The sequence below is a fragment of the Sorangiineae bacterium MSr11367 genome, assembly GCA_037157805.1.
In the GTDB taxonomy this organism is placed as follows: Bacteria; Myxococcota_A; Polyangia; order Polyangiales; family Polyangiaceae; genus Pendulispora; species Pendulispora rubella.
In genome coordinates, this window is sequence record CP089983.1 from 6169011 (window position 1) to 6188126 (window position 19116).

Consider the following 19116-nt stretch of genomic DNA (forward strand, 5'->3'; position numbering starts at 1 on the left):
TGCTCAGTTGCCGGAGGTCCGCCGATTTTGGCGGCCGACTTTCAACGCAGGGCTAACCATGGCAAAAATCGAAAAGACCGAAGCCGAGTGGTCCAAGCAGCTCACGCCGGAACAGTTCGCCATCGCCCGGCAGAAGGGCACCGAACGCGCCTTCACGGGCGAGTACTACGACTGCCACGATCCGGGCACCTACCGCTGCGTCTGCTGCGGTGAGGCGCTCTTTTCCTCGGACACGAAGTACGACTCCGGCTCGGGTTGGCCGAGCTTCACGTCGCCCGTCGAGGAGGGCAACGTCGAGGAGCACAAGGACACGTCGCACTTCATGACCCGCACCGAGGTCACGTGCCACGCCTGCGGCGCCCACCTGGGTCACGTCTTCCCCGACGGTCCGGGCCCCACGGGCCTGCGCTACTGCATCAATTCCGCCTCGCTGAAGCTCGAGAAAAAGTAGGCCCCCGCGCGCTTCACGACGTATTTTGGCGGCTTGAAGCTGCGGTTCGTTCTCATTTCCCTGGCCCTCCTCGGGTGCCGGAAGGAGGAGCCCCCTCCTCCGGCCCCGGCACCCGTCAACGTGCCCGTGCCCATGCCCGTGGAGCCTGCCCCGGAGGCCCCGGCGCCCGAGCCGCCATCCCCCCGCCTTACCCCCAAAGACGTCCACGCCGTCTTGCACCTGGGTGACTCCATGGTCGGCTTTCGCCGTGGCCTCACCTTGGCGCTGGAGCAGCGCTTCAAAAAGGAAAGCTCCGCCAAGTTCTTTTCCAACTCGTTGACGAGCGCGCAGGTCAAATCGTTCGACGAGGACGAGCGCCTGGGCAAGCTCATTCAAAAAGCCAAGCCCGACATCATCATCCTGAACTTGGGAAGCAACAACGTGCTCAATCCCAATCCGGAGGTGCTCGCGGGCAACATCCGCTCGATCGTCAAGAAAATGCAGCCCGCCGCGTGCTATTGGCTAGGCCCTCCCCTGCCCATCAAAGCCGTCCAGCGAGACAAAGGCATTCGGCGCGTGATCGCGGAAAACATCGAGCCCTGCAAATTCTTCGACACGAGCCGCCTGGTGCTGGAACGGCAGACGGACCACATTCACCCCACCGATCGCGGTGGAGAAGTCTGGGCCGACGCGGTATGGCACTTCATCTTCGACGACGAGGCCTCCCACCACGTGGACACCAACGAAAAGGGCCCGTACGTCGACACCAAGGCAACCCATGCAAAGCGATGACATCTCCGACGAGCGCCTCGACCCGCAGGCGGACACGCGCCTAGGCCGCCGCCTGCCGCACCCGGACGACATCATCGACCGGCAACAGCTCCTCGACGCCTTCATCGACTACACCACGGAGATTGGGCTTTCGCTCTATCCAGCGCAAGAAGAGGCGCTGCTGGAGATCTTCTCCGGCAAGAATGTCATTCTGAATACGCCCACCGGCTCCGGAAAATCGCTGGTCGCCACCGCGATGCACTTTCTGGCCACCGCCGAGGGCCGGCGCTCGTTTTACACCTGCCCCATCAAGGCCTTGGTCAGCGAGAAGTTCTTCGCCCTGTGCCGCGAATTCGGCCCCGATCGCGTGGGGATGATGACCGGCGATGCTGCGGTCAACCGCGATGCGCCCATCATCTGCTGCACCCAGGAAATTCTGGCCAACTTGGCGCTTCGCGACGGCGGACAGGCCGACGTCGATTACGTCATCATGGACGAGTTTCATTATTACTCCGACAAGGACCGCGGAGTCTCTTGGCAGATCCCGCTGCTCACGCTGCCGCAGGCAACGTTTCTCCTCATGTCGGCCACCTTCGGCGACACCGCGCCGTTCGAGCGCTATTTGAACGATCTCACCGGCATCGAAACCGCGGTGGTGCGCGGCACCGATCGCCCCGTGCCACTCGACTTCGAATACCGCGAGACACCGCTGCACGAGACCGTGGCCGACATGGCCAAGGCCGGCAAAATACCGCTCTACCTGGTGCACTTCACCCAGCGGGCCTGCGCCGAAGAAGCGCAGAACCTCATGAGCGTCGACCTTTGCACGAAGGACGAAAAGAAGGCAATCGCCGCCGCCATGGCGGGCGCCCGCTTCGATTCGCCGTACGGAAAGGACATTCAGAAATACCTCCGCCACGGCATTGGCGTGCACCACGCAGGGCTATTGCCCAAATACCGTCTCCTGGTGGAAACGTTGGCCCAAAAAGGCCATCTCAAGGTGATCTGCGGAACGGACACGTTGGGCGTCGGGGTGAACATTCCCATTCGCACCGTGGTGTTCACCAAGTTGTGCAAGTTCGATGGTGAGAAGACCGGCATCTTGAGCGTCCGCGACTTTCAGCAGATCAGCGGGCGCGCAGGCCGAAAAGGATTCGACGATCGCGGAAGCGTGGTCGTGCAAGCCCCGGAACACGTCGTGGAGAACATTCGGCTGGAGGCCAAGGCGGGCAACGACCCGGCCAAGCGCCGCAAAATCGTCAAAAAGAAGCCGCCGGAAAAGGGCTACGTGCACTGGGACAAGAACACGTTCACGAAGCTCATCGAGTCACCGCCCGAGCCGCTCGTTTCCCGCTTTTCGGTGTCGCACGGGATGCTCATGCAGGTGCTCGAACGCGAGCACGGCGGCTGCCGCGCCATGGCGCGCCTCATTTGGCAGTCGCACGAACGGCGCGCGCAAAAGCGCATTCACGGAAAAACGACGGCCATGCTTTTTCGCTCGCTGGTCGACGCCGGCGTCATCGAAGTGCAAGGGCGCACCGTGGTGGTGAATGCCGATTTGCAGGAAGACTTCTCCCTGCACCACGCCCTCTCGCTATACCTCTTGGACACGCTGGACCGAATCGATCCGGAAGCGGATGCGGAAACGTACGCGCTGGACGTTTTGACCTTGGTGGAGTCCATCCTCGAGAATCCCGAGGTCGTTTTGATGCGGCAGCTCGATGCCATCAAGACGAAAAAGATGGCCGAAATGAAGGCCGCCGGCATGGAATACGACGACCGGATGGAGGAGCTGGCCAAGCTCGACTACCCCAAGCCGAATCGCGATTTCATTTACAATACGTTCAATGCCTTTGCGGCGAAGCACCCTTGGGTGGGGCAGGACAACATTCGGCCCAAGTCGGTGGCGCGCGACATGTACGAGACGTACATGTCTTTTCGCGAATACGTGAACGAATACGGATTGGAGCGCTCGGAGGGATTGCTCCTTCGGTATCTGTCCGACGTGTACAAGGTATTGGTCGAAACCGTACCTCGTTATGCCAAAACCGACGAGCTGGACGACATCGCCGTGTACTTCGGCGCCATCGTGCGGCAGGTCGACTCGAGCTTGCTCGATGAGTGGGAGAAGATGCGGGATCCGTCGCGGGTCGAGGCGGCGGCCGCACGGACTCGGGACGAGGTTCAGGAGCCGGAGGGCCCCAAGGACATCACGCGCGACGAGCGTGCGTTCACCGTCCTTTTGCGAAACGAGATGTACCGTTTTCTGCGGGCGCTCGCCAAAAGGGATTACGAGACCGCGGCGGAGATCGTGGCCCCCGTTTCGGTGTTGGAGCTCAAAGAGAAGCTGGCGCCGTACTTCGAAGAGCACGCGATCCTTCGCGTGGACCCCGAGGCGCGGCGGCCGGCGCTTTACAAAATCGACCGAAGCGAAACGCGTTGGCGCATCGAGCAGACGCTGCTCGACCCCGAGGGGAACAACGACTGGATCGTGGTGTGCACCGTCGACTTGGAGCGCGCGCGCCAGGAGGGACGCGTGGTGCTGACGCTCGAGCATCTGGGAACGTAGCGCCATGCCGGAGATCTTCGGTCGGTACACGGTCCCGGGGCTAGGTGGGGAGCGGCTCGTTCGGATGCACTCCCCCTCCCGCAAACTCCGCGGACCGAGGCCGCTGCTCCTCTTGTTCGATGGGCAGAACGTCTTCGACGACGAGCCGTCGTTCTCCGGCGGGTGGCACGTGCACGCTTCCGTCGACAAGCTGTCGCCCGAGCGGCACCACGTACCCGTCGTCGTGGCCATCGACCATGGCGGCGAGCAACGCATCGACGAGCTCGGGCCCTTCGAGGCGCCCGCCCCCAAAGGGCTGCCCGGAGGCGGCTCCGCGCGCGGAGGCAAGGCCGACGTGCTCCTCGAGTGGATCGGCGCAACGCTCTTGCCCGACGTTCGCGCGCGCTTCCCCATCGTGGAAGGCCCCGTGGGCGTCTGCATCGGGGGCTCGTCCATGGGCGGCCTCGCGGCGATGTATGCGCACTTTCGCCGGCCGGATCTCTTCGGCGGCGTCATCTCCATGTCGCCCTCGTTCTGGTTCGGGCAGCGCGCGCTCTTCGCCTTCATCGGGAAGCAGCCCACGCCCCACTTCTCGCGCATCTACCTCGACGGCGGTCTGCGCGAAGGCGGCGGCAACATGGCGCAGCTCGTGGCCCGCATGGGGGAGCTTCTGAGCATGCGCGGCTACGGCCCCGACACGCTGAAACTCGTGCTCGATCCACGCGGCGCCCACGGCGAGCGCCACTGGCGTCGCCGCTTTCCCGCGGCGTTGCGCTTCATGTATCGGAAGTCGTGACGACGGCCCGGCGCATCACCGAGTGAACGAACCAGAGCGCCCCCGCGAACGCGGCGACGGCGCACGACGTGACGCTGACCAGGGCCAGACAGGTGATCCAGGACGGCGCGCCGGACGAGGCGATCCGCTGGTCGACCACGAGCGTTCCACCGCCGAGGGCGCCGCCCAAGACACCGCCGACGAAGGCCAGCAAGAACGACGCGGCCCACGGCGCCGACGACAGAGTCGACGCTGCACCGTGAGCCCTCTTCATGGCGCGGGGGCGCCGAGTTGCGCGGCCAAGGCGGCCGTGTCCATCCACACGATCTCCTTGCTGATGCGACGATCGCGAAACTCGCAGACATGCAGGAGGCGAATGACGACGGCCCGGCCGCTCGCCACGTGGCGCGCATGCCAGAGGCCTTCGTCGATCAGGTAGTCGTCCCCGTGCGTGCGATGAACGGGCTGCAGATCGCCTCCTTCGAACTCGGCGAAGGCGCCCGCATAGCGCTCGCGGATGGCCTCGCGGCCTTGAATGAGGCCACCGGGAACGCCAGTTAGCTGGTGAACGGCGTCATCGCAGAGGGTCGCCAGGATGCCCTCCATATCGTGAGCAGCCTCAGCCGTGATGTGAGCGGCCAGCACCGCGTCCATGTCTTCTCGACTCATGTGCCCCATAAGGTGCCTCCTCCGACGAGACTCGTGTATGATGATGAGAATCGATTCTCACGTCAAGAACAACTTCTTATGGACGACCCTCGAAAAGGCCGCGAAAATCAGAAGCATCGAACCCGGCAGGCGTTGATCGACGCCGCCATTCCGATCGCTCAAAGTGGGCGACCACTGGTCATCACAGAGGTCGCCGCGGCGGCCCTGGTCTCGACGGCCACGGCCTACCGCTACTTTCCCAATCCGCAATCGCTCTGGGTCGAGGTCGGGCCGCGCGCCCTCCAAGTTCCGAGGGTGGACGAGCTCACCGACCTCGCCTCGGACGACCCTTTCGAGCGGCTAACCTACGCCATCGAGAAGATCTCGCGCTTCCAGTTCGACGACGAGCCGCTATGGCGCGCCGTGCTTCACGCCACGTTGGAGCGCTGGCTGATGCAAGTCAACGTGCCGGAGGAACAACGCGCCCCGGTGCGCGGGGAGACGCGCGCGAAGGTCACGCGGTGGTCTCTGGAGCCGTTGAAGGAGCGCCTTCCCGCGGCCCTTCTGGAAAGGCTGACCCACGCGTTGATGCTCGTCTACGGCCTAGAGGCCATGATCGTCACACGCGACGCCTGCGGGCTCGACCGCGAGGAAGCCACGGCGGTGATGAAGTGGGCCGCCCATGCGCTGGTTCGTTCCGCACTCGCCGAAGCGGAGGCCGCACTCGCAGAATCGAAGTAAGGCGCCGCGCATCGTGTTCTAATCTTCGCGACCATGCACGATCGCGTCGGAGCTTTCCTTGCGGAGCGAACACCCCGGCGGGCGCTGACGCTGTTGGCCTTCTTGCTCCTGCTCGCGACGTTTCGGCAGCTGTTGCCGCTTCTCGTCTTCTTCGTGGCCTTCGAGCGCGGGCTCGGTGGGGCGGCCGATTTCCTCGTCGAGAGAACGCGCATGCCGCGCAAGGGCGCGGTCCTCGGCGTGGTGGCCGTGGTGCTCGCGCTGGTGGGCACCGGCCTGGCCGTGGGCGCGGGGCGCATCGTGCGGGCGGTGCGCGAGGCGCACGATCTGCCCGAGCGCATCGGCGAGATCCGTGAGCACCCGCTGGTCAAACGGCTGCACGAGCAGGTCACCGACACCGACGCCTTGGTGGAGCAGGGAAAGCACTACGCGGGCAGCGCCCTGCACTACGTCTCGCAGGTCGGACACATCGTGGCGTACACGATCATCGGCTTCATCTTCGCCATCGTGTTCCACCTCGAGCGCGAACGGCTCACGGAATTCCGCGGATCGGTCGATCCCAAGAGCTTTCTCGGCACCCTGCTGCGCTGGTGCGCGCACGCGGCCGACGCGGTAAGCCTGACCATCCAGCTTCAACTCGTGGTGGCGGCGTGCAACACGCTCCTCACCTTGCCCCTGCTGCTCTTGCTGGGCATTCCGCACGTGGCCATGCTCATGGTGCTCATCTTCGTGAGCGGCCTGGTGCCGGTCATCGGCAACTTGGCATCGGGCGCGGTGCTCATCTTCTTCGCGTACCAGACGAAGCACTGGCTCGGTGTGGGGCTCATGGTGTCGCTCACCTTTTTGCTCCACAAGATCGAGTCGTATTACCTCAATCCGCACCTCACGGCGCGCCACGTGCCGCTGCCCGGCTTCGTGCTCGTGGTGAGCCTGGTCATCTTCGAGCACCTGTTCGGCTTCGCCGGGCTATTCCTCTCCTTCCCCGCGCTGTTCGTCGCGGGGAAGATCCGAGCCGAGTTCCGCGACGAGGACGAGGACGAGCTGGCCGCGGTGAGCCGCGGCAGCCTCGATCCCGCACTCACCAGTCGACGAGCGCGGATCCCCAGGTAAATCCCGATCCGAACGCCACCATCGCGACCTTCATCCCGCGCTTCAAGCGGCCACTCTGCTCGGCCTCGGCGAGCAAGATGGGGATGGTCGCCGCCGTGGTGTTTCCATAGCGCTGGATGTTGCTCACCAGCTTCTCCTTGGGGATGCCCACGTGATCGGCGATGTACTCGTTGATGCGCAGGTTGGCCTGGTGGAACACGAACAGGTCGATGTCGTTGCCCGTCACGTTGTTGGCCATGCAAAGCTCCATCATGGCGCCAATCATGCGCTCGACGGCGTTCTTGAAGACGACTTTGCCGTCCATCTGGGCCCACATCATCTCGGGCTGCACTTGGCCCACGCCCTTGTCGTCCACCGGAATGAAGGGGCGCTTGGAGATGTCCCAAACCTTCTGCGCGAGCACGTCCGCGTAGCGCCCATCGGCGCCGAGATGCCAGCTGCGCACGCCGCGGTCTTCTTCCGTGGCGCTCACGATCACGGCACCGGCGCCGTCGCCGAAGAGTGACGCCACGGCGCGGCCGCGCGTGGAGAGATCGAGCGCGGCGGAATGCGTCTCGGCGCCGACGACGAGCACGTGCTTGCACGCCCCGGACTTGACCATCGCGGTGGCCGTGCCGAGCGAATACAAAAAGCCGCTGCACTGGTTGCGCACGTCGAGCGCGGGAACGAACCGCGCCTTCGGCCCTTCGCACAGGCCGAGCTTTCGCTGCAGGTAGATGCCGCTACCGGGAAAGCACGCGTCGGGCGAGAGCGTGGCCAGGATGATCATATCGAGATCGTGCGGCTCGAGACCGGCGGCCTGGATGGCGGCACGAGATGCGGGAAGCGCGAGATCGGCGGTGCCCACGCCGTCCTCGGCGAAGCGCCGCTCCTGGATGCCGGTCCTCTGCACGATCCATTCATGGCTCGTGTCAATCCCGTATTGCGTTTTGAGGTCGTCGTTGGTCACGACCCGCGGCGGGACGTAGAAGCCGGTACCGGAGATGAATGCATTGGGCATGAAAAACAGCGTACTTTAGCCCACCCAGCTCCGGAAAGAATATTACGAGTCGTGCACGCCTTACTTGCGCGGTGTAGTGCTCGCAGGCCTCGGAGCCAGCGTTGCGGCCGGTGTGGCGCCTTGCGGCAACACGGACGGAACCGCCCCAGGTCCCGCTTGGGGGACCGTCCCTGTCTGCGCCGAAAAGGAAATGGGATGACGGTCGAGATGCTTCTTCCGTCGCAGCCCGATGATGAAGACGACCGCCGAGATCGTGACGATCACCAGGAAGAAGATCCACTTGGAGAAGTACGGGTCGAAGGCCGACGGCCTGATGCGCCGCGCGGTGATGCTCGAGCGCGAGATCTCCGGCGGCCGCATCAAGCCGTCGACATCGGGTGCCGCGAACACGGGCACCGCGGAGCGCGCCATCGATGGGACGGGCAAATCGGCAATGGGCGGGGCCGTGTACGGCGCATGGTGCCCCGTCGCGATCGAAGGCAGTAGTTCCTGCGAGCTCACGAAGATGACGCTCTCGTCCAGCCGTACTTCCTGGGCCCCTTCCTTGATGGGGGGCGCCGGGAGGCCGCGGTAAACCGCCGTGGTGTCTCCATCGTGCGACAACGCACTGGGCGGCCCATCGAACGAGCCCACGGCCGCACGCAGCGCCGTGCGCATCGCGGTGGCATCGGTCCATCGCCGGTCGGGCTCGAGCATGAGCGCGCGATCGATCACCGCGATTAGGCCGCTCGGCAGATCGGGCGCAATCGACCCGAGCGACCGTGCGCGGGCCGTGGCGGTGAGTAAAAGGTGCTGGTGCAAGGTGACCGCCCCCGGATGCACACGCTGCCCGGTGATGAGGCAGAACGCTGTCGCCGCCGCGGACCAGAGATCCGAACGGCCGTCGACGGATTTGTTGCGGCCCCCGGCTTGCTCGGGCGACATGAAGTCGGGCGTGCCCAGGATGAAGCCCGTCTTGGTCAACGAGGTGGCGCCTTCGCTAGCCGCCCCGCGCTCGACTTCTTCCTTCATGCGCGCAAAGCCGAAGTCGAGCACCTTGATGCGGCCATCGCGCGTGAGAAAAAGGTTGTCCGGCTTGATGTCGCGGTGAACGATGTTGCGGTTGTGGGCAGCGCTCAGCACGTCGAGCAAGGTGTCGAGCATCCACACCACCTCGGCCACCGCAAGCCTTCCGCCGAGGCGCTCTGCGCGCCGCTCGAACGACTCGCCCTCGAGGAGCTCCATGACGAGAAAGACAGCGCCATCCTCGGTCACGTCGTCGTCGACCACGCGCACCACACCCGGGTGCGAAATGGCATTGCCGACGTAAGCCTCCCGCATGAACCGCGTGCGAATCTGGGCATCGCGGAGGAATTGCGGGTGAAGCACCTTCAGGGCGACGCGATGGCCGTTGCGATGGGTCGCCGCATACACCGTGGCCGTTGCCCCCTCACCAAGGCGTGCGTCGACGCGCCACTTCCCCTTGATGATTTTGCCGATGCGTCCCGCCCGGCCATATCCACGGTTTTCTTCTGCCACCTGCTAGCCCAGGCTGGGAAGATTACCGCGTCGACGTGCCCGTGCCCATGCCCTTGCCCGATCTTCCCGTGGCTGCCCGCTTTTCGGGGTCACGGACGCGGGCAGGGGCAGGGATTGACCTGGGGCTCGGGTTGCTCAGTGCAGCTGGATGGACTGGATCCCCCAGTATCCGCTCGCCAGGAAAAGCGTGTCGTTTTGCCGCGAGATGCTCCCCGGCCACCCCTGGGCCCGCACGAAGCGGTCGTAGGTGGGGGCGGCATTGGGCTGCAACCGGTAAATGTCGATACCACTCCCCCACCCCGAGGTGACGATGGCGCGGTCGCCTTCGACGCCAAGAAGCCAGCCCCACCCGCGCTGCGCGGGAGCCCGGCGATCGATCGGGCGGCGCGGATCGGTCAAGTCGAATTCGTGCAAGGTGACCTGTGAATCCGAGCCTGTCTGGTAGTCGTAGCGCTGCACGGAGGCGTAGGCCTTGCTGCCGCGCACGAAAACGTTGCCTACATAACCATCGAGCACCGTGCTGCTCTGCAGATATGCCTTGCGGCCGACGATGCGGGCCACGGAGAGATCGTCGCGGGTCGTCCCGTTCCACCACCGGTAGTCGGTGAAGTAGAGGAGCGACGGATCGGTCTCCGACGCGCCCACGAGCAACCCGGGCACGTTGATGCGCGAGCCCACCCTCGGGTGCGCACGGTCGCTCAGATCGATCTGATCGAGGTAGTATCGCACCGTGCCGTTGCTGCTGCGACCCGTTTGCGGATCGTAGACCGGCCAGGAGATCCACTCGTAGTGGCTCGTATAGAGCTTGTCGCCGACGGCCCGCATGTTCCCCCACCAGGAACGTCGGTCCGACGTGATGTCCGTCGACGTCAGGTTCGGCGCATCCGGGTTGGTGATGTCGACCACGTACAGCGTCTGGTTTGCATCCCAGGTGCCGTCGGACTTCACCTTGGGATAGAAGCGGCGGAAGGCCAGCGCATTGCCCTCGACCTGCACGACGTCGGAACCGCCGAACCAGTCGTACCAGTAGCAGCCCCCCCAGCCCCAGCCTCCGTAGTAGTAGCTATTGCCCGAGTCCGTGGGCAAGGTCACCTTGCCGCGCAGTGTGGCCGTTTCATGGGCGAACTCCACGACCTGCACCTGCGGCACGTACGCGTAGCAGGCTCCCGAGCTGGGCTTGCCGTCGGGCGTCGGCGCCGGGTTGCCGCGGCCATCGCCGCAGTCGATTTCCTTGCGCACGTTGGTCACCACGTAGCTCAAAGGACCATTGCGGAAGACGCGCGCATTGTTGCCGTCGATCTTCACGGTGACGGCGCCCGAGGCGTCCGAGCGCTCGTCGGCGTTGTCCATGGGCAGCATGCGAATCTCCGACTGGCGGTCGTCGTACCCCCACCAGTCCGTGGAGACTTCGGCCACGGTGTTGCCATCCGGCCGCGCATCCACGACGTTGCGCGCGAGGGTCACTTCCTTGACGACCTGCGGGTTCGCCTTGTTCGCGTAGTCGACCACGCTCAGCGACTGATCGCTCAACGACACGAGGCGACCTTTGACGAAGATGCCGCGCTCCACCCATCCGTGCGATCGCGCCGCACCCGCGGTCCGGATCGAGTCGGCGGTGAACTCGATGAGTTGAAGCCCGTTGCGGTATTCGTAGCCCTGCGAGCTCCACCCGCTGAAGGGCAGCACGACCAGGCCTTTGTCGGCATCCTTGACGAACGCCTTGAAGGTGCCCGCCGCCGGCGTCCACGCCCAGCCGTCGCCAAACGTCGATTTGCCGATCAGCGTCGGGGCCGCGGGATTGCTCACATTGAAATACTGGAGTGCCACCTTGTTCGAATTGGAACCGTATTCGTTGCCCAACGCGAAAAGCCGATCGCCCGATGGAATGAAGTTCCAAATCCCGCCCTGCACCGAGGTTTGCCCGGCCAACTTGGGTGCGGAGGGGTTCGAGATATCGTAGATCTGAAACGGCGTCGTGCCGTTGTTTCCGTAATAGTAGTAGCTGCCCGGCGACAGGTACATGCGCGCGCCGTCGAAGCGCGCGGTCACCGACCATCCCGTCGAAGGGATGGTTAGCTCCGACGCACGAACCGGCACGTCGGGATTCTGGAAGTCCACGGTGGAGAGCACGTAGCGGCCGTCCTGACCTCCGCAGTACGCACCGCCGCATCCGAGCAAGTGGGCATAGCGCTTGTCGGCAAAGTCGATGTTCCAGCGCCCGTTGTCGGCGCCCCATCCCTGCACCGAGCCGTTCACCTCGATGCGTCCGCGCACGCCGATGGTGCCGAGGGGATCCGAGATATCGAGGTAAACGAGCTCGCTGCGGCCCGTGGGCTGGCTCCACGGCTGCGAAGGGTCGGACGGGATGTCGTGCGCTAGCATGATGCTGCTGTCGGTGACATTGAAGACCGAGCTGTAGCCGTCGAACGTGTGCGAACCCTTTTGCGAGATGACACCTCCGGCAAAGTTCACGCTGCTGACCACGACCTTGGGCCCGTGGCTCGAGGTGGTCGACGCTCCAACGGCGTCCCAACCGTAGTACCAGCCGTAGTCCTCGCTGACCGCGTAGAGCACATCGCCGACGATGCGCGTATCGCGCACCCAGCCGCCGAGCTTCGCCTCGCCGAGAACCTTGATATCGCCCGGATTGGTCGCGTCGAGACCGCGAACGATGGATCCGTGGAACGGCGAGCCATCCTCCATGGTTCCGTACCAGTCGGCGACGACGATGGTCGCGATGCCATTGCGGATGAACATCTCGACGGGGCTGCCGTGGATGCTGCTGCGCCCGACGAGCCGCGGCTGGTCGACGTTGCTGACGTCGAAGACCATGAGCCCGCGGTAGGCATTGAGGTAGTAAAGGCGATCGCCCTCGACGCGGTAGAGATCCGTCTCCTCCACCTTGCGCGGCGGGTTGGACGCCTCGCCGCCTTTCCCGCCGCCCTGGTCGCTCGTGGGTGCCCCCGCGTCCACGCTGCCGCTGGGAGACCCAAAGGTACCGCTGGCGCCGGGTGGGGCCGAGATGAAGTCGGATTGCCCCGGGTTCCGGTCCTCCTCCGGTCCCGAATGGCTCGAGGAGGAACACGCCGGCACGGCGACGGCGCCGCCGACGAGGGCAAGCAAGGAAGCCAAAGGAAGAAAGGGGCGGGAACGGGTAGGACGCATACCGATCGGTAAGAGCACGGTGTGTGCCGCACGCATCGGAACGTGGTTTGAAGCCTATTTTCCCGGCCGGGGTTCTGGCGGAGGCGGGGCACGGCAACCCGATCTGTGCCAGATGGCACATCTCGTTCTGCTCCCTCCCGGCTCCTCTGGAACCTCGGGAGCGGGAGCCGGATCGGCGACGATGCGCTAAGAATTCCAAGATGAAGGCGCGAATTCGGCAGTGGGCCATGATCATCGCGTGCGTCGGGTTGGCCACGTGCTCGAACCTCGACAACATCGACGTCGATGCGGAAGGCCAAGGCACGATCCCGGCGGCGACGCCGCTGGAGAAGCTGCTGTCCAACTTCGACCTGGGGGGGTTCAACAACATCGACTTCTCGCAGAGCTTCAAGAACCAAGGCGCGTCGAAGGATGACGTCGACTCGGTCCGCGTGAAGTCGTTCGAACTGAGCATTCCCGCGCCGCCGGGTCAGACGTTCGACTTTCTCCAATCGGTCGCGTTCTACGCGGAGGCCAGCGGGCACCCGCGCGTGCGCATCGCGCACCTCGACACGGTACCGAAGGGTGCCTCGTCGCTGCAGGTGTCGGTCGATCCCGGCGTGGAGTTGAAGCCCTACGTGGTGGCCCCCCAAATGAGCATCACCACCCAGGCGAGCGGCTCACGTCCGGATCAGGAAACCACGGTGAAGGCCGACGTGAGGCTCGACGTCGATATCCACACGGGCTGTGAGTAGGCGTTGTGAGTAGGTGCTCACGGACGGGGCAGTAGCTCGCACGACTGAAGACGCGCCGCGACATGACCGCCGGCCGGGGTGACGAAGCCGGTGACCGTGGCCGGCTGCCCGACGATGAGATTGCCGGCCTGCTCTGGCGGAAGCGTGCAGACCACTGCGCCCAATCGGTCGTGCAGCACCACGCGCTCACCCGCTACTTCCCGCACGATCCCCATCACTTTGAAAAGCTGCCCCGTGTACTTGGCATTCGCCTTTCCCGGGTCGTCCGTGAAGTCCTTAATGAACTCCATCATATCGAGCTGCGGCGCCGCCGCCCGATCGAAGGCTTTGTCGACGGCGCCGTGGGCGGACGCGGCCGCCAGCGCCTTGGCTGCGCCCAAGCCCGCTTTCTTGTCCTCGCAGCCGTCGCACCCCGCAACGGAAACGAACGACGCGACGAGCATCAGCCAGGCATACCGTGGGCGCGGATTCCCCATGTTGGCCGCGAGTCTATTCGAATTGAAAGCACTTGCGGTGGAGGAGTCTTCGCTCAATGTAAATTTCGACATGCTCGAGAGGACCTTTGCTGCCGTACGTGGTCGCTCGAAGGGGCCCCCTTCCCTGCCTCGCCGCCAGGCGCCGCCGGGACAAGCCGGCCGCAATACCCCCGTTGGCCATGTCAGCCGCGTGTTTCGCGACGTGTACGAGGCGGAACGTTTGAGCGCGGGGGCCATTCCCTTGGCCCGCAAACAGGAAGCCCTTCGTGCGCTGGCCGACGCGGCCTTCGCACGGCTCGGCAAGGAGGCGCGCCGGCGCGGCCTTTCGCTCCAAAACGACGTGGACGAGGCCCTCGCCGCCCCGTGCGATCCCGAGCGCATCCTCAAGGTGCTGCTTCATCTGATCGAAAACGCCATCGGCGCCTGCAAGGAGCACGGGCAGGTGGTCGTCGATGCCCGCCCCATCGAAAACGGCGTGGTCATCTCCGTACGGGACGAAGGCACCGGGCTCGATCCACGAGCATGGCCCTACCTCTTTCGCGAAGGATGGAAGGATCCGAGCCGCAAGGGAGAAGGCTTGGGCCTCACTGTTTCCAAGGCCATCGTGCACGCCCACGGCGGCAAAATCTGGTGCGAAAGCGCTCTCGGACGGGGGACGACGTTTCGGTTCACGCTGCCCAACGAGAAGAAGAAGATCGAGCCGGTGCCGGAGCACGAGCCGGTGCACGAGCACGTGTAGGAGTACGTTCTCCCGCCCGATCTTCTCCCCTCCCCCAACGCATCACCGAGGTGATACCGTGATCGAGCTTTGCCAAAAGATTCGATCGCCGAGCGTGTGGAGCGGCTGCAAATCCCGTTTAGTGCCTACGGGATCGACCCCTACGGTGTGTCGAAACGGCACCTGATACGCATCCTCACGGCGGCGAGGTTCTTCTACCGACACTACTTTTCCGTGGAGACACACGGTCTGGTGAACGTGCCGCCGCGCGGGCGGGCCATGCTCGTGGGCAATCACTCGGGCGGCATCGCCATCGATGCGGCGATGGTCTACGCCTCGATGTTCTTCGAGATGGATCCACCGCGCCTCGCGCAGGGCATGGCGGAGAAGTTCATCAACAAGATGCCCTTCGCCTCGCTCTGGTCGAGCAAGGTGGGGCATTTCACCGGCCTGCCCGAGCACGCCGAGCGCCTGCTCGAAGAAGACCGGCTGCTCATGGTCTTTCCCGAGGGCGCGCGCGGCACGGCCAAGCTTTTTCGCGAGCGCCATTCGCTCGTCGACTTCGGCACGGGCTTCGTCCGGCTCGCGCTGAAGACGAAGACGCCCATCATTCCCTTCGGCTTCCTCGGCGGCGGCGATGCGCTGCCCACCGTGAGCAACGCGTACAAACTCGGCAAGCGCCTCGGCGTCCCGTACATCCCCATCGTGCCGTATTGGCCCCCGGTGCCGCTGCCCGTGAAGCTCGAGATCCACTACGGCGCGCCCTTGGTCTTCGAGGGTACGGGAAGCGAAGACGACGAGGTCATCTTGGGCTACGTGGACGAAGTGAAGGCGAGCATCAAGCGCCTCATTCACCACGGTTTGTGCCTGCGACGCGGAGAGCCCACCGCCTCCGTGCGCTTCGGCGACGAGGATCGCGATATCCGATGAAGATCGTCATACCCGGTATCTCGGGAGGCGTCGGGCAGAAGCTCGCCTTGCACCTTCTGGCCAACGGCCACGACGTGGTCGGCATCGACGTGCGGCCTTGGACCGATGCACCCAAGGAAATCACCGTGCATCGCGTGGACATCCGCAAGCGCGCCGCGGAAGACGTCTTTCGTCGGGTGCGCCCGGAGGCGGTGGTGCACATGGCCACCGTCACGTCGTTGATGATGCGCGGCGAAGAGCGCCACCGCATCAACCTCGGCGGCACGCGTGCCGTGTTCGACCACTGCCGCGCGTATGGCGCAAAGCACTGCATCTTCGTAGGGCGTCATACGTTCTATGGAGCCGCCGCCGACTCCCCTCTCTTCCATACAGAGGACGAGCCGCCCATGGCGCTCTCCACATTCCCCGAGCTCGCCGATCTCGTTGCGGCCGATCTTTTTGCCGCAACTGCACTCTGGCGATTCCCCGAGCTCGTCACCACGGTATTACGTGTATGTTACACACTCGGCCCGACGGGTCATGGCACGTTGGCAACGTATTTGCGCGGAAGGACCGTTCCGAGTTTGCTCGGTTTTGATCCGCTATTTCAATTCATGCACGAGGATGACGTTGTGACGTCCATTGCGCTCGCGCTCGAACGTCGCATACGGGGTATTTTCAATGTCGCCGGTCCGCCGCCGGTTCCCTTCTCGGTGATCGTCCGCGAGACGGGGCGAAAACGCCTTCCATTGCCGGAGTTTCTCATCGATCGGACGCTCGGACGATGGGGCTTGCCGCGCCTGCCACGCGGCGCACTTGGTCACGTCAAATATCCCGTGGTGTTGGACTCGAGTGCATTCCGCAAAGCGACGGGCTTTCGTCATCTGTATGATGAAGTAAAGACACTCGCCGCGTTTCGTTCTGCTTTCCCTCCGCCGGTGCCCCGAGACGCGTGATACTCTAGGCCGCCTTGAGCGCCAAGAAACCCGAGAGTCTCGACGAGACCCCCGACGGCGACCGAACCCCTGAAAAACAAGGGGCAAAAGGGACTCTTGTCGTCGGTGAGATCATCGCCGGCAAGTTCCGTGTCGATCGTGTGCTCGGTCAGGGCGGCATGGGCGTCGTCGTGCTCGCGACGCACTTGGTGTTGGAAGAACAATTCGCACTGAAGCTTCTGCGGCCCGAGCTCGCGGCCGATCCGGAGATCGTCGAACGCTTCTCGCGCGAAGCGAAGGCGTGTGTACGCATCAAAAGCGAATACGTGGCGCGCGTGCACGACGTCGGTATGCGCGGCGACGGCACCCCCTTCATGGTGATGGAGTACCTCGAGGGGATCGATCTCGGCACGGCGCTGCACGAGTCGGGACCGCTGCCCATCGCCGAGGCCGTCGAATACGTCGTGCAGGCGTGCGAGGCGCTCGCGCAAGCGCATGCCATCGGCATCGTGCACCGCGACATCAAGCCGGAAAACCTCTTCATGGTGAACCAGATGGAGGGGTGGAACTCCATCAAGCTGCTCGACTTCGGTATTTCCAAGGCGATCCCCGCACCGCGCTCGCAAGACTTCCGCCCGGGAAACGTCCGCGAAACACGGATGATGGGAACGCCCCATTACATGTCGCCGGAGCAGATGCAGCAGCTCGAGACGATCGATGGCCGTTCGGACATCTGGTCGCTCGGCGTGGTGCTCTACGAGCTGCTCACGGCGCACTACGCGTGGGACGGTGCGAGCGTGCGCGAGGTGACGCAAGCCATCTTGAAGGGCAAGACGCCGCTGCTCGAAGAGTTGCGCCGCGATGCACCGCCGGGCCTCTCTCACGTGATCGAGCGCTGCCTGGAGAAGGATCCCGACTTGCGCTTCGCGAACGTGGCGGAGTTGGCCATTGCGCTCTTGCCCTTCGCGCCACGCAGGGCGCGCATCTCGGCGGAGCGTTCGGCGTCGGTGATCCGCGCCGCCGGACTATCGCGGGCGGACTTCAAGGTGCCCACGTCGATCCATCCGCCGTCGTCGCTCGCGTCGACGGGTCCGGCGATCTCGTCGGCGTCGTTTCCGGCAGTGATTTCGCGCGAGGCGCCAACGATGCCCGACGTGAGCGCGGAGCTCGCGAAGCGCGCCGCCGTGGAGAGGCGCACGCGCACCTTGCTCACGGTCGCGGCGGGCGCGGGCATCGTGGCATCGGGCCTGGCCATCGGGCTTTTGACGATGCATCCGCGGCCGGGCGACGCCGAGCGCGCCCCGGCGCCGGTCAGCGCGGTTCCCCAAGCGGGGCCTGGGGAGGCCGTCATGGCGCCGGCCACGCATCTTTTGACGGCCGCCGCGGAGCCGCCGAAGGTGAACGTCGCGCCCGCGTCCGCGGAGCTTCCCGTACCCTCCGCACCGGCGGCCACCGCGAGTGCCAAACGCCGCGGGCGCCCTCGGTTGAACGACCCGCCTTTAGGAGCGGCCCCCAAAGCGGGGCCTGGAGTGTCCAGCGCCGACGGAGGCGAGCCCGATCTCGGTTACTGATGCGCACGTACGTCCACTTCGCCTTGGCGCCGCTCGTGGCGTTCTCGTTCATCGCTTCTCCGGCACGGGCCCAACAGCCTGACGATCCGTCGGCCATCGCCGCCGCGCGCAGCCTCGGTGTCGAGGGCGTGAAGCTCGCCGACGCCGGCAATTGCTCCGAAGCCGTCCCCAAGTTGGAACGCGCGGAGGTGCTTCATCATGCGCCGACCACGTTGGGACGCCTTGGCGAATGCCAGATTGCGCTGGGCAAACTCGTGCTCGGCAGCGAGATCCTGCAGCGGGTCGTGCGCGAGCAGCTCCCGCAGAGCGCGCCCTCGGCGTTCGTCCATGCGAAGCACCGCGCGAAACGCGTGCTCGACGAGGTGCTGCCGCGCATCGCCAAGCTGCACCTTCGCGTCGAGGCGCCGCCCAACGTCACACCGGCCGCGGTACGCGTCGCGCTCGATGGCGATGCGCTCGGTGCCGAATGGATGGATATCGATCGGCCCATCGATCCCGGTGTGCACACGCTCACGGCCACGTCGGAAGGCCATGCCGATGCGAGCAGCACGGTCACCCTGGGCGATGGCGATCGCGCCGAGGTGACGCTCACGTTGACGCCGGAGCCGGAGCCCGCACCGGAGCCGCCTCCGCCCGCCGCCGAGCCGCCCCCGGCCCCGCGCGCTCCGGAGCCCGTGGCCAAGCCGCAGCCGCACCCCGCCGTCGCGACCGACGCGGAGCCGTCGAGTGCGCGCCACACGGCGGGCCTGGTGCTGCTGGGTGCATCGGGGGCGGCGTTCGTGTTCGGCGGCGTCTTCGGCCTGATGGCGCTCGACACGAAGCGCCAACTCGACGATGCGTGCGGCCCCACCAAGGTGTGCCCGGCGAACCAGCAGGATGACATCTCGGCGTTGAAGACGCAGAGCACGCTCGCCACCGTGGGGTTCGCGGCCGCGGGGGTGTCCCTCGCCGCCGGCGGGGTGCTTCTTTTGACCGAGCCGTCGGCGTCCACGTCGTCGGCGTCGAAGCGCGCGAGCGGACTCTGTATCGGCCCCACGTCGGTGTCGTGGCAGGGGCGCTTCTGAGCGGCC

Annotated in this window: 18 protein-coding genes; 12 read left to right on the top strand and 6 right to left on the bottom strand. The window is 65.1% G+C overall.

Translation table 11 applies throughout. The annotated features are described in order from the left end of the window. Nucleotides 1-58 precede the first annotated feature (58 nt). The 4 genes from msrB to LVJ94_23580 are packed head-to-tail and all read left to right on the top strand — an operon-like array spanning nt 59 to nt 4545. The gene (gene msrB, locus LVJ94_23565) at nt 59-451 is read left to right on the top strand and encodes a peptide-methionine (R)-S-oxide reductase MsrB (GenBank protein WXB10193.1); all 393 of its coding nucleotides are present in this window, start codon (nt 59-61) and stop codon (nt 449-451) included. A 33-nt stretch (nt 452-484) separates the two neighbouring features. Continuing rightward, nucleotides 485-1222, top strand: coding sequence for an SGNH/GDSL hydrolase family protein (locus tag LVJ94_23570; GenBank protein ID WXB10194.1), 738 nt, complete (start codon nt 485-487; stop codon nt 1220-1222). Then, entirely contained in the window at nt 1209-3770 is a 2562-nt protein-coding gene (locus LVJ94_23575) for a DUF3516 domain-containing protein (protein WXB10195.1), read from the top strand. The genes LVJ94_23570 and LVJ94_23575 overlap by 14 nt, the downstream gene beginning before the upstream one ends. A gap of 4 nt (nt 3771-3774) precedes the next feature. Then, nucleotides 3775-4545, top strand: coding sequence for an alpha/beta hydrolase (locus tag LVJ94_23580; GenBank protein WXB10196.1), 771 nt, complete (start codon nt 3775-3777; stop codon nt 4543-4545). Here LVJ94_23580 and LVJ94_23585 read toward each other — a convergent pair. Both LVJ94_23585 and LVJ94_23590 read right to left on the bottom strand, forming a co-directional pair. Beyond that, nucleotides 4526-4798 carry a hypothetical protein gene (locus LVJ94_23585; GenBank protein ID WXB10197.1) on the bottom strand — a complete coding sequence of 91 codons (273 nt, stop codon included), beginning with the start codon at nt 4796-4798 and terminating at the stop codon, nt 4526-4528. The two genes, LVJ94_23580 and LVJ94_23585, sit on opposite strands and share 20 nt — an antisense overlap. Beyond that, nucleotides 4795-5193 (bottom strand): nuclear transport factor 2 family protein, encoded by a 399-nt coding sequence (locus LVJ94_23590; protein WXB10198.1) that lies wholly within the window; start codon nt 5191-5193, stop codon nt 4795-4797. The genes LVJ94_23585 and LVJ94_23590 overlap by 4 nt, the downstream gene beginning before the upstream one ends. Before the next feature lie 78 nt (nt 5194-5271). Here LVJ94_23590 and LVJ94_23595 point away from each other — a divergent pair, with 78 nt between their 5' ends. Together LVJ94_23595 and LVJ94_23600 are read left to right on the top strand one after the other, a co-directional pair. Further along, nucleotides 5272-5913: a hypothetical protein gene (locus LVJ94_23595; protein ID WXB10199.1), complete on the top strand. Its 642-nt coding sequence runs from the start codon at nt 5272-5274 to the stop codon at nt 5911-5913. Between the two features lie 33 nt (nt 5914-5946). Beyond that, nucleotides 5947-7020: an AI-2E family transporter gene (locus LVJ94_23600; protein ID WXB10200.1), complete on the top strand. Its 1074-nt coding sequence runs from the start codon at nt 5947-5949 to the stop codon at nt 7018-7020. Here the strand turns inward: LVJ94_23600 and LVJ94_23605 are convergent. The 3 genes from LVJ94_23605 to LVJ94_23615 form a co-directional block, all read right to left on the bottom strand. After that, the gene (locus LVJ94_23605) at nt 6989-8020 is read right to left on the bottom strand and encodes a ketoacyl-ACP synthase III (protein WXB10201.1); all 1032 of its coding nucleotides are present in this window, start codon (nt 8018-8020) and stop codon (nt 6989-6991) included. The genes LVJ94_23600 and LVJ94_23605 overlap by 32 nt on opposite strands. Nucleotides 8021-8080: 60 nt before the next feature. Continuing rightward, a complete protein-coding gene (locus tag LVJ94_23610) occupies nt 8081-9538 on the bottom strand; it encodes a serine/threonine protein kinase (protein ID WXB10202.1) in 1458 nt (485 codons plus the stop codon). A 135-nt stretch (nt 9539-9673) separates the two neighbouring features. Continuing rightward, nucleotides 9674-12670: a beta-propeller domain-containing protein gene (locus tag LVJ94_23615; protein WXB10203.1), complete on the bottom strand. Its 2997-nt coding sequence runs from the start codon at nt 12668-12670 to the stop codon at nt 9674-9676. A gap of 233 nt (nt 12671-12903) precedes the next feature. On the opposite strand from LVJ94_23615, the gene LVJ94_23620 reads away from it, so the two are divergent. Then, the gene (locus LVJ94_23620; protein WXB10204.1) at nt 12904-13437 is read left to right on the top strand and encodes a hypothetical protein; all 534 of its coding nucleotides are present in this window, start codon (nt 12904-12906) and stop codon (nt 13435-13437) included. Between the two features lie 17 nt (nt 13438-13454). Here the strand turns inward: LVJ94_23620 and LVJ94_23625 are convergent, their stop codons facing one another. After that, complete coding sequence (locus tag LVJ94_23625) at nt 13455-13913, bottom strand: OB-fold putative lipoprotein (GenBank protein ID WXB10205.1); 459 nt, start codon at nt 13911-13913, stop codon at nt 13455-13457. Here LVJ94_23625 and LVJ94_23630 point away from each other — a divergent pair. The 5 genes from LVJ94_23630 to LVJ94_23650 all read left to right on the top strand — a co-directional run bounded on the left by LVJ94_23630 (nt 13912) and on the right by LVJ94_23650 (nt 19110). After that, nucleotides 13912-14652: a HAMP domain-containing histidine kinase gene (locus tag LVJ94_23630; GenBank protein WXB10206.1), complete on the top strand. Its 741-nt coding sequence runs from the start codon at nt 13912-13914 to the stop codon at nt 14650-14652. The two genes, LVJ94_23625 and LVJ94_23630, sit on opposite strands and share 2 nt — an antisense overlap. Before the next feature lie 69 nt (nt 14653-14721). Next, nucleotides 14722-15561, top strand: a complete 840-nt coding sequence (locus LVJ94_23635; GenBank protein WXB10207.1) for an acyltransferase family protein — start codon at nt 14722-14724, stop codon at nt 15559-15561. Continuing rightward, nucleotides 15558-16496: an SDR family oxidoreductase gene (locus LVJ94_23640; protein WXB10208.1), complete on the top strand. Its 939-nt coding sequence runs from the start codon at nt 15558-15560 to the stop codon at nt 16494-16496. Before LVJ94_23635 ends, LVJ94_23640 begins: the two co-directional genes overlap by 4 nt. Nucleotides 16497-16510: 14 nt before the next feature. After that, on the top strand, nt 16511-18046 hold the full coding sequence (locus LVJ94_23645; GenBank protein WXB10209.1) for a protein kinase: 1536 nt from the start codon (nt 16511-16513) through the stop codon (nt 18044-18046). After that, nucleotides 18046-19110: a PEGA domain-containing protein gene (locus LVJ94_23650; GenBank protein ID WXB10210.1), complete on the top strand. Its 1065-nt coding sequence runs from the start codon at nt 18046-18048 to the stop codon at nt 19108-19110. Before LVJ94_23645 ends, LVJ94_23650 begins: the two co-directional genes overlap by 1 nt. Nucleotides 19111-19116 lie beyond the last annotated feature (6 nt).

Bases quoted from the DNA above. Each gene is read 5' to 3' on its own strand.
- LVJ94_23590 (WXB10198.1), bottom strand. From the start codon at position 5,193: ATGAGTCGAGAAGACATGGACGCGGTGCTGGCCGCTCACATCACGGCT.
- LVJ94_23625 (WXB10205.1), bottom strand. From the start codon at position 13,913: ATGGGGAATCCGCGCCCACGGTATGCCTGGCTGATGCTCGTCGCGTCG.
- msrB (WXB10193.1), top strand. From the start codon at position 59: ATGGCAAAAATCGAAAAGACCGAAGCCGAGTGGTCCAAGCAGCTCACG.
- LVJ94_23650 (WXB10210.1), top strand. From the start codon at position 18,046: ATGCGCACGTACGTCCACTTCGCCTTGGCGCCGCTCGTGGCGTTCTCG.
- LVJ94_23605 (WXB10201.1), bottom strand. From the start codon at position 8,020: ATGCCCAATGCATTCATCTCCGGTACCGGCTTCTACGTCCCGCCGCGG.
- LVJ94_23620 (WXB10204.1), top strand. From the start codon at position 12,904: ATGAAGGCGCGAATTCGGCAGTGGGCCATGATCATCGCGTGCGTCGGG.
- LVJ94_23580 (WXB10196.1), top strand. From the start codon at position 3,775: ATGCCGGAGATCTTCGGTCGGTACACGGTCCCGGGGCTAGGTGGGGAG.
- LVJ94_23575 (WXB10195.1), top strand. From the start codon at position 1,209: ATGCAAAGCGATGACATCTCCGACGAGCGCCTCGACCCGCAGGCGGAC.
- LVJ94_23630 (WXB10206.1), top strand. From the start codon at position 13,912: ATGTTGGCCGCGAGTCTATTCGAATTGAAAGCACTTGCGGTGGAGGAG.
- LVJ94_23600 (WXB10200.1), top strand. From the start codon at position 5,947: ATGCACGATCGCGTCGGAGCTTTCCTTGCGGAGCGAACACCCCGGCGG.
- LVJ94_23595 (WXB10199.1), top strand. From the start codon at position 5,272: ATGGACGACCCTCGAAAAGGCCGCGAAAATCAGAAGCATCGAACCCGG.
- LVJ94_23640 (WXB10208.1), top strand. From the start codon at position 15,558: ATGAAGATCGTCATACCCGGTATCTCGGGAGGCGTCGGGCAGAAGCTC.
- LVJ94_23585 (WXB10197.1), bottom strand. From the start codon at position 4,798: ATGAAGAGGGCTCACGGTGCAGCGTCGACTCTGTCGTCGGCGCCGTGG.